This window comes from Clostridium zeae, from assembly GCF_017312485.1.
In the GTDB taxonomy this organism is placed as follows: Bacteria; Bacillota; Clostridia; order Clostridiales; family Clostridiaceae; genus Clostridium_AR; species Clostridium_AR zeae.
On the sequence record NZ_BMBA01000001.1, the window covers coordinates 23,857 to 39,377 of the forward strand.

General features: G+C 30.6%; 13 protein-coding genes. 11 read left to right on the top strand and 2 right to left on the bottom strand.

The window, feature by feature from the left end:
- Window positions 1-378: 378 nt before the first annotated feature.
- The 3 genes from J3477_RS00090 to J3477_RS00100 all read left to right on the top strand — a co-directional run bounded on the left by J3477_RS00090 (window position 379) and on the right by J3477_RS00100 (window position 5,259).
- Window positions 379-4,134: an alpha-L-arabinofuranosidase family protein gene (locus J3477_RS00090; protein ID WP_206867536.1), complete on the top strand. Its 3,756-nt coding sequence runs from the start codon at window positions 379-381 to the stop codon at window positions 4,132-4,134.
- 314 nt (window positions 4,135-4,448) lie between these two features.
- Complete coding sequence (locus tag J3477_RS00095) at window positions 4,449-4,802, top strand: hypothetical protein (protein WP_206867537.1); 354 nt, start codon at window positions 4,449-4,451, stop codon at window positions 4,800-4,802.
- Between the two features lie 88 nt (window positions 4,803-4,890).
- A complete protein-coding gene (locus J3477_RS00100; protein ID WP_206867538.1) occupies window positions 4,891-5,259 on the top strand; it encodes a hypothetical protein in 369 nt (122 codons plus the stop codon).
- Between the two features lie 153 nt (window positions 5,260-5,412).
- On the opposite strand, the gene J3477_RS00105 is transcribed toward J3477_RS00100, so the two are convergent.
- A complete protein-coding gene (locus J3477_RS00105) occupies window positions 5,413-5,631 on the bottom strand; it encodes a spore coat protein (protein ID WP_206867539.1) in 219 nt (72 codons plus the stop codon).
- 373 nt (window positions 5,632-6,004) lie between these two features.
- Here J3477_RS00105 and J3477_RS00110 point away from each other — a divergent pair, with 373 nt between their 5' ends.
- The 4 genes from J3477_RS00110 (at window position 6,005) to aac(6') (ending at window position 9,812) form a co-directional block, all read left to right on the top strand.
- Complete coding sequence (locus J3477_RS00110; RefSeq protein ID WP_206867540.1) at window positions 6,005-6,451, top strand: hypothetical protein; 447 nt, start codon at window positions 6,005-6,007, stop codon at window positions 6,449-6,451.
- 71 nt (window positions 6,452-6,522) lie between these two features.
- Window positions 6,523-6,606 (top strand): hypothetical protein, encoded by an 84-nt coding sequence (locus tag J3477_RS26355; RefSeq protein ID WP_206869589.1) that lies wholly within the window; start codon window positions 6,523-6,525, stop codon window positions 6,604-6,606.
- 134 nt (window positions 6,607-6,740) lie between these two features.
- Window positions 6,741-9,233, top strand: a complete 2,493-nt coding sequence (locus J3477_RS00120; RefSeq protein WP_206867541.1) for a cation-translocating P-type ATPase — start codon at window positions 6,741-6,743, stop codon at window positions 9,231-9,233.
- A 111-nt stretch (window positions 9,234-9,344) separates the two neighbouring features.
- Window positions 9,345-9,812: an aminoglycoside 6'-N-acetyltransferase gene (gene aac(6'), locus J3477_RS00125; RefSeq protein ID WP_206867542.1), complete on the top strand. Its 468-nt coding sequence runs from the start codon at window positions 9,345-9,347 to the stop codon at window positions 9,810-9,812.
- Window positions 9,813-9,901: 89 nt separating this feature from the next.
- On the opposite strand, the gene J3477_RS00130 is transcribed toward aac(6'), so the two are convergent.
- Window positions 9,902-10,579, bottom strand: a complete 678-nt coding sequence (locus tag J3477_RS00130; protein WP_206867543.1) for a hypothetical protein — start codon at window positions 10,577-10,579, stop codon at window positions 9,902-9,904.
- A 351-nt stretch (window positions 10,580-10,930) separates the two neighbouring features.
- On the opposite strand from J3477_RS00130, the gene J3477_RS00135 reads away from it, so the two are divergent.
- From J3477_RS00135 to J3477_RS00150, 4 genes are all read left to right on the top strand, one after another.
- Window positions 10,931-12,031, top strand: a complete 1,101-nt coding sequence (locus J3477_RS00135; RefSeq protein WP_206867544.1) for a DNA alkylation repair protein — start codon at window positions 10,931-10,933, stop codon at window positions 12,029-12,031.
- Window positions 12,032-12,377: 346 nt separating this feature from the next.
- Window positions 12,378-13,610 (top strand): MFS transporter, encoded by a 1,233-nt coding sequence (locus J3477_RS00140; protein ID WP_206867545.1) that lies wholly within the window; start codon window positions 12,378-12,380, stop codon window positions 13,608-13,610.
- Between the two features lie 72 nt (window positions 13,611-13,682).
- Window positions 13,683-14,333 (top strand): HD domain-containing protein, encoded by a 651-nt coding sequence (locus tag J3477_RS00145; protein WP_206867546.1) that lies wholly within the window; start codon window positions 13,683-13,685, stop codon window positions 14,331-14,333.
- A gap of 186 nt (window positions 14,334-14,519) precedes the next feature.
- Complete coding sequence (locus J3477_RS00150; protein WP_206867547.1) at window positions 14,520-15,143, top strand: hypothetical protein; 624 nt, start codon at window positions 14,520-14,522, stop codon at window positions 15,141-15,143.
- Window positions 15,144-15,521 lie beyond the last annotated feature (378 nt).

A 15,521-nucleotide genomic window follows, 5' to 3' on the forward strand; every position in this document is an offset into this window, starting at 1 on the left:
TAGATAATGAAAAGGTAGTTCGATTTGAACTACCTTTTTTGTTTCAATTTATTTTTTATAATGTAATAATACAGCGTTACTTTAATTTAATATTGTATTGAAGATAAACTATTTGTTTTATTATAATCTCAATTAAATGTAATTATAGACAGTGAAAAATGCTTGTAATTTAACTTCTATAAAACTAGAAACACCATCTGATACAAGTGTTGAATTGAGATTCATTGAGTACTTAAGGCGGATTCGCAATCAATGTTGTTGAATATTAATCAATTAGTTATAAAATTATAAATTGACATACTATTTTATAATAAGGTAAAATGATTTATATAAACATAAATCATTAATTGTTTAAAACAGTATGAAAGGGGATATTATATGAGACAGTATAATGATCAGGTTAATTATAGTGATAATATAATTGCGCATTATAAATTTGATGATTTAAACCACGTAGGCAAAGATAGTTCAGATAATGAAAATCATGGAGAAGTATTAGGTGATGTTAAGCCAACTATAAATATAGTTGATGGTAAAATTGCAGTGAAGTTTGCGGGAGGAAACCATAAAACCTCCTATATAAAGCTACCTTCAAATTTACTTAAAGGTGTAAATGATAACACTGGGTTGACAATATCAACATGGGTGTATTTAGATAGAGGTTTGAGTGTTTGGGAGAGAATTTTTGATTTCGGTAAAGGACCAGAAGGACCATATTTATTTTTAACTCGTAATTTACGTGGAGTATTAAATGCCGGAGCTGATATTGTGGCTGATGCTGGACAAACTTATCCAGTTGGAGAATGGATCCATGTTGCATATACAATTTCGGGTACAGAAGGAGGAACTTTAAGTAATGCGGGACCAATGATATATGTAAATGGCAAGATAGTTGCAAACGGATTAATAAGTCAAACCTCTAGCGGAACTTATGCAAAACTTAGAGAATGGTTTGAAACCTTTAATAATGAGGAAAATTATAGCAGTAACAGCATAGGCAAATCTCAGCATGAGGTGGATGTTGATTTCTGTGGGGCACTTACAGATTTTCGTGTTTATCGAGCAGCCTTAAATGAAGATGAAGTACTTGAGGTTATGTGTGAAGCTCTAACTGATGAAGGGGTTGTAAATTTAGCAAAAGACAAGTATTTATCATTTCCAGCATCTGTTTTATCTAAGGATGTAACATTACCTACAGATTTGATGGGTGGAAAAGTAAATGTTTACTGGAAATCAAGTAATACAGATCTTATAACTGATGAAGGTGTAGTAAAGGTTGTAGAAACGCCACAAGGAGTAACAATTACTGCAGAGTTGCAAAAGGGGAATTATTCCACAGAAAGGTCTTTTGAAATATCTGTTCTTCCTAAAGAGTTCCCACAATATACACTAGCAATTGATGGAGGTAAGGAAGTTGTTGATATAAGTGAAACTTTATATGGACTATTTTATGAAGATATAAATAATGCTGCAGATGGTGGAATTTATGCAGAACTCGTAAGAAATCGTTCCTTTGAAGCTTTTTCTTTTGATACATATTCCATAGAGTCAGGAGAAAACGCAGTTTCTACAGGAAGAAATAATAATCCTTTAGAAGCTTGGTATGGGGATTTGGATAAAGTTACAGTTAAAAATGAAGGTGGATTAAATGATTTCTTTAAAATAGAAGATAAAGAAATTAACTCTTACTATATAACAGTTGATAACGGAACAACTATATCTAACAGAGGTTTCTCCGATACTAATAATTATTGCTCAATGTTCATAAAAGAAGATGCAAAATATGACTTTACAATTTGGGCAAAGGCAGAAAAAGAGTCTACCATAACACTTGAATTAAAAGATAGTGATAATAATTCAATTAGTGATGTTGCAATAGTTAAGGTAGAAGGAAATAATACTTGGAAAAAGTATGGTGTAGAAAATAAAGTTGTATTAACTGGTTCTAAGTCAGTACTTGGTCAGCTTGTTTTAAGGTTTGAAGGTGAGGTATCAATTGATATGGTATCTTTAATTCCAGAAGCTGTATGGGGAGTATCTGAAGAAGAAACCTCAAACACTGCTCACGCTAACTATACTGGTAATCAAAATTATAGATTAAGAAGAGATTTAGTTGAGGCCTTGGTAGAACTTCATCCAACTTTCTTACGTTTTCCAGGAGGATGTATTTCTGAAGGATCATTTATATGGGACAATGTTTATGATTGGAAGGACTCTGTAGATGATGTGGAGTTACGTAAGGAAAACTTTAATGTATGGGGATATGGTATGACTATGGGGCTTGGCTATATGGAATACTTCCAATTAGCTGAAGATTTAAATGCAACACCACTTCCTGTAATGGCTTGTGGAGTTTTATGTCAAGCTCGTTCAGACTATGCTAACCCAGCAGGAGGTGCACTTAGAGATAGATATATAAATAACTTTACTGACCTTATAGACTTTGCAATAAGCACTGATTTTGAAAACAATAAATGGGCAAAACTTCGTAAAAAGATTGGACATGAAGCAGCTTTCGATCTTCACTATTTAGGAGTAGGTAATGAAAACTGGGGTTCTGAATTCTTTGCTAGTTTTGAAATATTTAAGGCAGCCATCGATGAATATATGGAAAAGAATTATCCTGGTTATGTGTTATATGTTATTTCAACTGTCGGAGCTCAAGCAGATGATGATGCATATCAAAATGGATGGAAGTTCTTAAGCGGTAATTTAACAGGAACTGCAAAGGTGAGCTTTACTGACGGAAGGATAAGTACTGAAGAAGAAGTTTCTTGGTATAAGAAACAAAGTCATTATATGGAGACAATAGCAGATGAACATTACTATCGTTCAAATCAGTATCTTTTAAATAATGTTGATAGATATAATTATTATTATAGAGCTTACAATGCGGATGGAAGCTTAAATGAAAAGGAAACCTCGAAGGTATTTGTTGGAGAATATGCTTCAACAGATAAGAATACCTTAGCAGGAGCAATAGCTGAAGCAGCAGTGATGACTGGCTTTGAAAACAATTCGGATGTAGTAAGACTTGCGGCAACAGCACCGCTGTTCAACAAAGTATTAACTGATAATGTTTATAGGTGGACACCAGACTGTATTTGGTTTGATGATGAAACAGTATGGCACACACCAAACTATTATGTACAACAATTGTTTGCTAAATATATAGGGAAGAAGACATTAAAAACATCTTTCTCTAGTTATCAAAAAGGTGAGAAGAAAGAACTGATTCCACATGGAGGTATCGAAATTGCTACCGGAAATGCGGATATTGCTGTGAAAAGTGTAAAGGTTGTTTGTAATGAAAGCGGGAAAATAATCTTTGAACAGGACTTCACCAAGGAATTAAATGATATTTGGAGCATGATTCCAGGATCAGCAGGCTATACAATTGATTCAACAAAAGGACTAATTCTTAAAGCTCAACCATCAGGACTTAATGGTTTATATATAATGAACGATAACTGGAAGAACTATAAACTAGAAGTCGTAGCTTCCAAGATTCAAGGTATTGATGGATTTTATGTTGGAGCGGGATTAACAGATATTACGATTGAAAATAAAAATGTATTAGAATATGCAATAGCTTATGGTGGAAATGCTACTGGTGTTAAGGTTTTTAAAGATGGGATTGAAGGCTATACTTTAGGTGATTATTCATCAAGTACAGCTGCTGGAAATTTAAGAGCTGCATCATACGAGGAAATCAGGAATGGTATAGCATATACTATTACTGTAAATTATGGTGGGGTTACTGGTAGTAATTTAATTTGTTCATACACTGACGGAGCGAATTTTAGTAAAGTTTTAGATTACAAACTTGAAGCTTATAATAATCAAATATATAATTCAGTAACAAGAGATTCTAAACATGTTTATATTAAGCTTGTAAACGCGGACAACTATCAGAAAAAAATAAATATAGATGTTAAAGACATATGTTTAACTTATAAAGCTAAAGTAATTGTGTTAACAGGAGAAGAAGATATTGTCAATCTTCCTAATGTAAATAAGAAGAATGATGAAAAGGTTATTCCAGTTGAGTCAGAAGTAGAGCTAATCAATAACAGCATAATATTAGATTTACCAGCAAACTCTGTTAGTGTATTAGTTTTTGATATTAAATAAAGGCTATATTTAAGAATATTGTTGAAATTAAGTGGTTATGCGGGAGATGCTATATGAACGAGCTGTTAGAATTAAATGATTTTTTCAGATGGTTTCAACACGGTGCTTTAACAGCGCCTAAATAAAAAGCAAAAGTAAGGGCAGGTAGTAAAGCAAAACTACCTGTCCTTACTTTTTGGAAGGGTATATAAAATTAAGTTTTTCTTAAGGTTGAAAATAGTGTTCTATAGTTTACTTTAAGTTTAATGGAGAGTATCATATATTTATAAGTTATGCAAATTTATGTAAAATAAAGTTATGGGAGAGTGAGAAAAATGTTTGTTATACCACAAGTATTACCAACAATTTTCGTAGTAAATAAAACCGATCAAGATCTAGAAAATATATTTATTACTCTAGATGAGTATAAAGCTAAGGATCCTAAAATTAAAAGAATAAAAAGTGGAGAAACAAAGACCACAAGCATATATAACAGGGGATATTCTGGAACAAAGGCATTATATTTATATCATTATGACAAAAATAACGTGAAACATCAGTATATAATATATGATCAAATTACTGCTGGCTATTGTAATAATATACGCGTGTTAATTTCAAGTGTAGATAAGACAGGCTCTTTACACTTTAGTGTAACCTTAGATTATGACAATATAAGAACTCATTAATATTGTGACAATTTAAAGTAATGTAACTAATAATAAGCAAAGCGCTATGGTATCTGTATTTGTAAAAAGAATAAGAGGAGGATTTAATATGTCAGGATTTTCTGGAGCAATGATAATGCAGTCATGGCCTAACATCTATGTTTCAAATAAGACAGGGAAGCAAATAAATGATATCTATTTTACAATGGAAGGATATACAAAGCCAGATGTTAAAATAAAAAAAGTAAAGAGTGGAGCAACTACAATAACTGCAATATATAATAAAGGATATGCTGGAACAAGGAAACTATACTTATATCAATATGATGAAAATAATTATAAGTGCCAATATGTTGTTTACGATAAGTTAGTTGCTGATTATTCCAATAATATAAAAATAAACATCAATGATATAAAAAATGATGGAACATTAGTGTTCGATGTAGTAATAAATTATGATCCTTTGAAGACTCACTAACAATCTAAAAAATACTATAGGGTTCCTGTAAAATACCTGATATACATCTATTTCATAATAAATAACATAAAAAATAGTTGTAGAAGTGTTTGTAACATGAACCCTATACTTATAACTAGAATAGTACAACATTTTATCATTTATATAATTTCCTTATTGATTGTACTTAGCTACATAAGACTGTTCCAAATATGCTCGTAATTCTCCAATCTGAATTTGTTCAGCCGAAACGCTTTCCTTCTTAAGTGATTTTAATTCATTATCTTCTACTAAAGGTGACTTAGTAAACGCTTTTGTTAAACAAAGATTTTTTAGTGTTAATAGTTCATGTAATTGTAAACTTTCGTGAGGCGTAATAAATCGTTCTTTCATAGAGTAACCTCCTTAATTAGATAACAATTTAAGGTTTTAAAATAACATTAATATAATCTTCAGTTTTGTATCAAAAGCTTTATATCCATGAGTTACATTATCAATTCATATGAAATCTAAAGAACCATCTGTACGGCTTGTAAATGTAACAGCTTTATTATTCCACTTAAGAAAATTCGTTATACTTAAAGAGAGTGTATATTGAGAATGAAATATTTAATGAAATAAGTATTAATATGTTAATGTACAATTATGCTCATTTTCCATTTTATATAAATTATGTTAAAATATTTTTATAGATTCTATTAAAACCTATTTTATATAAAATCAATAAATGATGGTTAGAATCAATCTAAAAAGAGGTGGAAATAGTATGAAGTTTAATGAAGATAATTTAAAGGAATTATTAAGTGAATGGCAAAATGTTTTAAGATTAAGAGATTGGGATATTCAATATCAGTTTGTTGAAAAAGATTGGAGAAAGTCAGGAGATGTAAAGATAAATTCAGAAGATAAAAAAGCTATACTTTTAATAAATAATTTTAATCCAAAGTATACAAATTTGGAAGAGTTAGTCATACACGAACTTTTGCATATTAAACTATGGGGAATGGATCAAATGATTGAGGAACTTATTTATGGAGTTTTCGGAAAAGATATGCAGGATCCTAAACTTAACTTTGCGTATACACAGTTTATGAAACTTCTAGAGAATACAACTGAAGATCTTGCTAAAGGCTACGTTACCTTGGGGGCAAAAAATAAAGAACTATCTTTTGGTAAATTAGAAAGAGAAGTTGATGAAGAGATTGGTGTTTAAACGAATATGATGGCATAAAAATTTAATTACATGATACTTCAGCATGGTTATACGTAAAGTATCAGGCGTGTGTGCAAAATATAGGTTGGCAGGATTTAGGTGAAGATGGACAAGTTGCTGGAACTGATCTTTTATACTTAACGATTAAATCGTAATTTTAGCTTCCAATATGGATACATAAAGGAAAACAATAGTGCTTATCAATTGATAATGAGTGTATAGGGAAAATATGCACACTTATAGCGTTTAAGCATAGAATACATTATATTAATTGATAATAGAGGTACTGATGGAACGGATAAAAGAAGGCTTAAGTAATGAAGAAGTAATGCGTTATAAACAAAAATATGGCTTAAATGAGTTGTTTAAAAAAGAAAATACTACAATTTTAAAAAAAATTCTAGACGTATTTAAAGAGCCAATGCTTTTATTGCTTTTATGCACAACAATTATATATTTTATGCTTGGAGAGTTTCAAGAAGGCATTGTTATGCTTATATTTGTCCTATTCGTTTGTTCTATAACCTTTTTCCAACAATGGAAGGCGGATAGGACAATGAATGCTTTAAAAAACTTAGTATCTCCTGAGATACACGTTCTTAGAGACGCAAAGAAAATTAAGATTAAAAGTTCAGAATTGGTCCCAAATGATATTATTTATATATCACAAGGAGAAAGAATTCCTGCTGATTGTGAAGTAGTTGAAGCATCTAATTTTTATGTAGATGAAGCTATTTTAACAGGTGAATCAGAACCAGCATATAAACAATGTAAGAAGAAGTGTGATGGAATAGATGATTATTGGAAAGAATATATGCTTTATGCAGGGACATTAGCAATTTCAGGAACATGCACTGCTATTGTTAAGAAAATCGGAGCAAGTACAGAGTATGGAAAAATAGGTAAATCCATATATGAAGCTAGGGAAGAAGATACTCCATTACAAAAGAAAGTTGGGGGTCTTGTAAAAATATTAGCAGCTATTGGAGCCGTGTTATGTATTGCAGTAATATTTATATCTTATATGAGTACTCAAAATTTTATTAATAGCATATTGTCAGGAATAACTCTAGCTATGGCAATAATCCCAGAGGAATTTCCTGTAGTACTAGCTGTTTTTCTTTCAATGGGTGCATTTAGACTTGCTAAAAAAAATGTAATCATGAGAAAAATCTCAGCAGTGGAAACCTTAGGTTCTACTACTGTTCTTTGTGTAGACAAAACGGGGACAATTACTGAAAATAAGATGAAAGTAAGTAAGGTCTTTTATGATAAAAAATCACACAATGATACTAATTCTCTAAGCAAAGAGTTTTCAATGGTTAGTTTATTAGCCTGTCAAAAAGATTCAACGGATCCACTTGAAAAAGCTATTATTGAAGTTGCAAAGAAAAATATGTCAGTTTATGAATTAGAAAATCTTGAAATATGTAAAAAGTTTGATTTCAATTCTAATACTAAGATAATGGCAAATGTTTATATTATGGATGATAGGTATTATATATCAGCTAAAGGCTCTCCAGAGTCCATAATTAAGCTTTGCAAGTGTAATAAAGAAACTTTAGAGGAAATTAAGCTGAAAGTAGATTTTTTTGCCACTAAAGGACTTCGAGTAATAGCATTAGCTGATGGAACTAGCGAAAAGCTATTTGGAAAATTAGATGAATATTCTTTAAGTTTTAAAGGAATTTACGGTCTTCAAGACTCACCAAGAGAAGGGGTTCAAGAAGCAATAAAAAGTTGCAATACAGCTGGTATTAGAGTTGTAATGATAACTGGTGATTACTATAAAACTGCAGTGGCTATCGGTGAAAACATTGGATTGAAGTTTTCAAATATTTCAGTAACCGGAGAAGAGATTGATCGAATGACTGATGTTGAGCTAATGAGAGTAGTGAAAGAGTGCAATATATTTTCAAGAGTCATTCCAGAGCATAAGATGAGGATTGTCAACGCACTTAGGTATAACGGTGAAATAGTTGCAATGACGGGTGATGGAGTAAACGATGCTCCTGCGTTAAAAAAAGCTGATATTGGAATCGCTATGGGAGGAAGAGGAACGGAAGTAGCAAAAGAGGCTGCTGATATGATTTTGCTTGATGATAACTTTACTACAATCGTAGACTCAGTTAGAGATGGCAGGAGAATATTTGATAATATAAGAAAAGCGATGATATATATATTTATAATTCACATTCCTATTATAACACTTGCTCTTTTTTCACCTATTTTTGAACTACCCCAAATTTTACTTCCAATGCACATAATGCTTTTAGAATTAATTATAGATCCAACTTGCTCAATAATTTTTGAAATAGAGCCTGCAGAGTCTTATATTATGAATCAACCACCTAGATCTACAAAAGAACCTTTATTGACACAAGAAATGGTTAAGAAAGTGCTAATGCAGGGGACTACTATGTTTTTAGCTGCATTTTTACCTTTCCACTACTTAGTGGATAACGGAGTTACTGTAGAATTTGCAAGAAGTTTTTCACTTACAACATTGATAGTAGGCAATATTATATTAGTTTTAGTTAACAGTTCTAATACTAAATCAATTATTGAGGTACTAATGGATAATCGAAATAAATCAAGAATTTTAATAAATATAATGACGGTTCTAGTTTTAATCAGTATTATATATATGCCTGTTTTACAATCGTTATTTAAAACTTCTTCCCTAGGACTAAAAACGTTTACGGAAGCTCTCGGTTTAGGGGTTATCTCAACAGGTTGGTGGGAGATTGTAAAACTTTTTAACAGAATTAGAAAGTTATGATGAATTCTAATCATTGTTGTAGCACTGATTAAATTTCAGTGCTATAATTTACATATTAGTTTTTATATGGAAAATAGAAAGTAATATAAGTTTTTTATAATGGGAGAATTTATGGAATACAGCAAAAGTTTTCAAGAATATAATTTTGAAAGAGTGAATCATGAGAAAATTAATCCTTTGGTTGATTTAGCATTGGAACTTTGGCCAGATAATGAAAGAGAAAATTTGTTAAGAGATACCTTAGTTCTACTAGATGATTCAGATAATAATATTTTTTTTGTTTGCAGAAAATTTGATCAATATGTAGGATTTATTCATGTTTCATTAAGACATGATTATGTTGAGGGAGCTAATTTTAGCCCAACTGGTTTTATTGAGGGCATTTATGTTAAAGAAAGTTTTAGAGGTGTAGGTATTGCAAGAAAGTTAGTTGAATATGGAGAAGCGTGGAGCTGTGAAAAAGGATGCAGCCAGCTTGCTTCTGATATTGAGTTAAACAATAAATGTAGTTTTGATTTTCATAATAGTATTGGCTTTCAGGAAGTAAACAGGATAATATGTTTTATAAAAAATATTTAAAAAATACTTAGTTTTCTAAGCTTATACGATAGGTATATTTCATAAAATTGTGAAAAAATTCGCTGAAGAGGTACGCTTCAGCGAATTTTCTATGATGCAATTTCGATACATTCGATGTTGATTTTACCCGTTCCTATATCATGTAGTAAGCCAGAGATTGCTCCTAAATCCTTTGCAAGTAAAGGGAAAATTGAATAATTAGTTTTTAAAATTATCTCACGCATTTGAAGGTAATCAGTCCAAGAACCTAATTTTTTATTTTCTGAAAACAATAAATTAAATCCGTTCACTATTGCAGTATTGAATGGAGGTATGATTGTAGGGTGTATAAAGTATAGAATATTTGCTACTGCAGGTCCTAATCCCTTTATTTTAAGGTTGTCCAATTTTACTATTTCTTCTATTATTTCATCTTCACGAGATGATAATAAGCAAGTTTCTAAAAAATCAGCAAAAATTTTCTTATTCTGTTCATTTTCATAAATATCCGGTATACCTAATTTAGGCTTCCAATAGAAAGGATGCGCTGCTCCTTTAAACATTTCTTTTTGCTCAGTGATATATCCCAAAATAACTTCTATAGGTGATCCCTTGAAGTTATTACCAAAAGAATGATCTCTTGTTGATTGAATAAGTTCTAAAATTCCGTTCTTTACGGAAGGAAATGATTTTATCCTTACTTCGTTACTAATAAACCAAGTATTGTAGGTAGATTGTTGATCTTCTTTGTAATGGTTCACTATTTTTACTAAATTAGTATTATGCATATTTGTCCTCCTATCTTGTCAAAAAACTGTAAATAAATTAAGTACATATATAATAATACCATTTATTGTAAAATAAGTGAATAACAAATTACCAAAATAATACAAAAAATAAAACTAGCATTGAAAATTAATTCTTATAAACATTGGAACATGACATAATAGTGTCATGTTCCAATGTTTATAATATACTTAAGGTTATAGCTTTAAGGATATTATAAATAGTAAAATAATCTGAGTATTTTAGGGTTAGCAGAACTTGTAGAATAAAGCTGAGGGATAAATAAATTAATGAAAAGATATGTATTTGATATAACTACATTGTCAAAAGTATAAAAGGAAGGATATTGAATTATGGCTGAACTATTAAAGGATGTATATAACGAAAGTTTTTTAAGGAATTTTGGAGAAAAAGTCAAGCGGTCATATTTAGATTTCAATATTGAAATTTTTGTTTCAAAAGTATTGAAAGAGGATTGGGAAGAACTTGCTTTAAAACAGAGAATGAGAAGAATAACTGAAAGCCTTGGCGAATGCATGCCTAGAAGTTACGAGGTAGCGCTTAAAATAATGTTTTCTATAGATGAAGAATGTGTAGGTTTCCCATATTTGTTTTTCCCAGATTTCGTAGAAGTCTTTGGACAAGATGAGCAAAATTTAGAATTATCAATTAAAGCATTGGAACGGTTTACGATAAGATCCTCATCAGAATTTGCGGTAAGGCATTTTTTGATAAAGTATCCTGAAAGAATGCTTTCTGAGATGAAACAATGGGCAAAAAGTGATAATGAACATATAAGAAGATTGGCAAGTGAAGGTTGTAGACCAAGACTTCCATGGGGCATTGCTTTATCGATGTTCAAAAAAGATCCAACTCCTGTATTATCAATTTTAGAAATATTAAAGAAAGATTCATCTTTGTATGTTAGAAAAAGCGTAGCAAATAACTTGAATGATATCTCTAAGGATAATCCTCTCTTAGTTATAGAAACTGTGAAGCGTTGGAAAAATGATAATTCCAATACAGATTGGATTATTAGACATGGCTGTAGGACATTAATAAAAAAAGCAGTTCCTGATGTAATGGAGTTGTTTGGTTATACAAAGGTCCATGGTGAACAAAAGCTTGTGGAAAATTCTTCGATAATTATAGAACCTAAGACGGTAAGGATAGGGGAAAATAGTGAATTTACATACTCAATATCTATAAGAGAAGGACAAAATGCCAAGATAAGAATAGAATATCGTATATATTTTGTTAAAGCAAGCGGGAAAACTTCGAGCAAAACCTTTTTAATATCTGATAAGGTTGTAGTTGGTGGTGCATTTGTAAGTGGCACAAAAAAGCACAGCTGGTCTGATTTAACCACACGTCGTCACTATCCTGGAAAACATAAGATTTCACTTTTAGTAAATGGGTTTGAAGTGGCAGAGACAGAAATTTTAGTATTGTAGATGTATTTTAGCAAAAAGCAGTAACATTTATATAGATTTAAATGTTACTGCTTTTTTATTCTTTAGGAATTTATAACCCAATTATATCTGTTGCTAAATATGAGTAACGTCTTAAAGCATAATGTGATTTAAATAATAAAAAAAGAAGAATATGTCGCCTGCTATGTTTTCCTCATATGTATTCGTAAAGGCAGATGCGCAAAAAAATTACTGAAGAAAGTCACTTCAGTAATTTTTTATTTTTCTGTTTCAGAAAATTGCCTTTAAAGGTAATATGATTTGTTATTTTGTGGTAGTATTAATTAAAGGGTATAAATACATTTAATAGCAGAGGGGGATATAATTTTTGGCTACATTTTTTCTTATAATAATTTATTTTGCTTTTATTAGTTTAGGCTTGCCAGACTCATTGCTTGGTGTTGCTTGGCCAGTTATGCATATTGAGCTTGGAGCACAGTTTCAGTCTGCAGGTCTTATTTCTATGTCCATTGCTGGAGGAACAATTTTATCAAGTTTAGCTAGTGGCTTTGTTCTAAAGAAGTTAGGAACTGGTAAGGTAACACTAATTAGTTGTTTTATGACAGCTGTTGCTTTGTTAGGCTTTTCTTTTTCGCCATCATTCATTTGGCTTATGATTTTAGCAATTCCATTGGGCCTTGGTGCTGGATCAGTAGATGCCGGATTAAATAATTATGTCGCAAATCATTATAAAGCACATCATATGAGTTGGTTACATTGCTTTTGGGGTGTAGGTGCTACTTTAGGTCCAATAATTATGTCTAGATTCATTGGGGGGAATAGCTCCTGGAGATATGGATATAGGACGGTTTCTTTTATACAGTTTTCATTGGTATTATTACTTTTCTTCACATTACCTTTATGGGAGAAGGTAGGAAAGGAGAGAGTTAATAGTAGTGACCAAATTGATGCTAATGGAAATGAATCTGATACAGAAATAAACTCTGAGCACAACACAGGAGAGGGAAATGTAGTAACACTCCCCGGAGTAAAGTTTGCATTAGCAGCTTTTCTATTTTACTGTGCTGGTGAATCAACTATCGGATTATGGGGAAGCAGTTTTCTTGTAAACACAAAAGGCTTTTCACCAGCAACTGCTGCTAGCTGGGTATCTTTATATTATGGTGGTATTACTGTAGGCAGATTTATTACAGGATTTGTTACTATGAAACTAAGTAATAAAGCCTTAATTAGATTAGGACAAATAATATCCTTAGTCGGTATTTTCTTATTGATATTACCGTTGCCACAATTTCTTTCGTTTTTTGGCTTTGTGCTAGTTGGGTTAGGGTTCGCTCCTATATTCCCATGCATGATTCATGAAACTCCAGTGCGCTTTGGTAAAATAAATTCTCAAAAAATAATAGGGTATCAAATGGCTTGCGGTTATGTTGGCGCTACATTTTTGCCACCACTTTTAGGGTTTATAGCGGCTAAAACCTCAATTAGTATTATGCCATTTTTTGTTTTAATATATATAGTTACCATGTTATTGGGTTCAGAAAGAATAAATCTACTTATGAAAGGTTTACACATAAAAAATAATAATCTAGAAACTTAATTTCCATTTTCGTATTATAGTTAAAAATTAGTAATTGGATTAGTTTTAATGGAAAGGAGTAAGAAGTTATTTATGAATATAAACTTAGTGGAAGAAGCGAAAAATTATTTAGAAACATTTATGAAAGACAAAGTAGTGGAATATGAAGTTACACATCCTTGGAGAAGAGATTCTAAATATATTGTTTTGCATTGCTATAGGGTTTGCTCCATAGCAAAGGAAATAGTAAATAATCATGAGATAGAGTTATCTTCGGGCGATGTAGAACTAATTCAAGTTACAGCTATTTTACATGATTTAGGTAAAGTATTTTCTAGAGGTGACCATGCAGAGAAAAGCGGTGAAATCGTAGAGCATTGGCTAGAGCTTAATCCAAATATCGCTGAATTAGTTGAAGATAAAAAAAGACTAATTAGTATTATAAAAGATCATTCAAATAAGGGAAGAAAAGATGATGATTTGGTTTCATCAATTCTTAAGGATGCAGATTTACTAGATGAAATTGGAGCAATGTCTATTTTCATGGCTTCTAATAAGTTGAATAGAGAAACTCCATATTTTTTTGATGAACTATACAAAATTTTAAAAGAAAATGAGTTGAATTATTGTTACAAGGAACTGGATAAACTACAAACACAAGCTGCAAAGAAAATACTAATGAAGAAGATAGAATTTATAAAAAGTTTTGTAACAGAACTAGAGTATGAGTTAAGAGGATTTTAAATACATTGAGAGTATTAGCTCTTGAGGTTAGAAATATGAAATTTTGAAGGTAATTTGTGTTACAATATATAAATAAAGATGTACAGATTAAGATAAAGGATCGATTGTTATGTTTTAATTTAGAAAAGCATAGCTGTGCATGAATAAAATTATGTAAGTAATTACAATAAAAGCTAAGGAGTAAGTATGGAAAATAATTTCACATTAACGAAAGAAGAACTAGAACAATTAACTGCAGTTGAGGTATGGGAAAAGTTATATAACAAGGAGTTAAATTCAAAGAAGAATATCCTTGAATATGTTGAGATAACTAGAATATTTAAAAAGTTAGAAGTGGATCCAGAAAAGATTCAAGATACATATAGTTATATTTATGGGAAGATAGAAGAATTAAAAGAAAAAATAAAACCTAACACAATGATGTATTTAAAAAACAATCTAAAATCACAACTTGGAAAGTATGTTGTTGATAAAGATCCAAAGCCAATAAATCACTTTATAGAGTTCTTCAAAGAAGCATATCCTGAAAATAATAGAAGAAAAGATTTCACATGGGTAATAATGGATGTAAATAAAATCTCAGAAGAGCAGCTTTGGGCTACTTTAACTTATATAAATAAAGAGTGTATGAATCATGATCTTAGATTAAGTTTAGGTGAAAAAAGAGATATTATTGAGGTAGTTGAGTTAGTTGTTAAAAGGAATAATTCCAAATTTATAAGTAATCTTAGAAATTTGAAGTCCTTAACGGATGTATTAAATATAAAAATTGTAAGTGTTGGCGAAATATTTAAAGTAAAAAAACTTTAAGTAATTTCTGTGAAATTAAGTGAATACAGAGTAAATTATTGTTATAAAGACATAGGAATAGTCCTATGTCTTTTATTTTTTATAGACCAAATTAGTTTATGAGGTAAAAAGAAGAGAAATTCAAAAGCTACATTTTTATATTAAATATGATACAAAAGTCTCATATTGAAAACAAATATTTTAATTTAAAGTTAAATTTGGTTATAAAGTATCTCTGATAACATACGAATATTTACAATGTATAGCAGAATTTCACAATTATACAAATATTAGATACATTGATTCTGATATTTAGTTATTTCATTAATTAGGGTTTGAAATTGAGATGATAAGGAGGATAGAGCTAATATTATAGTTTAATTTTGGAGCTTTTATATA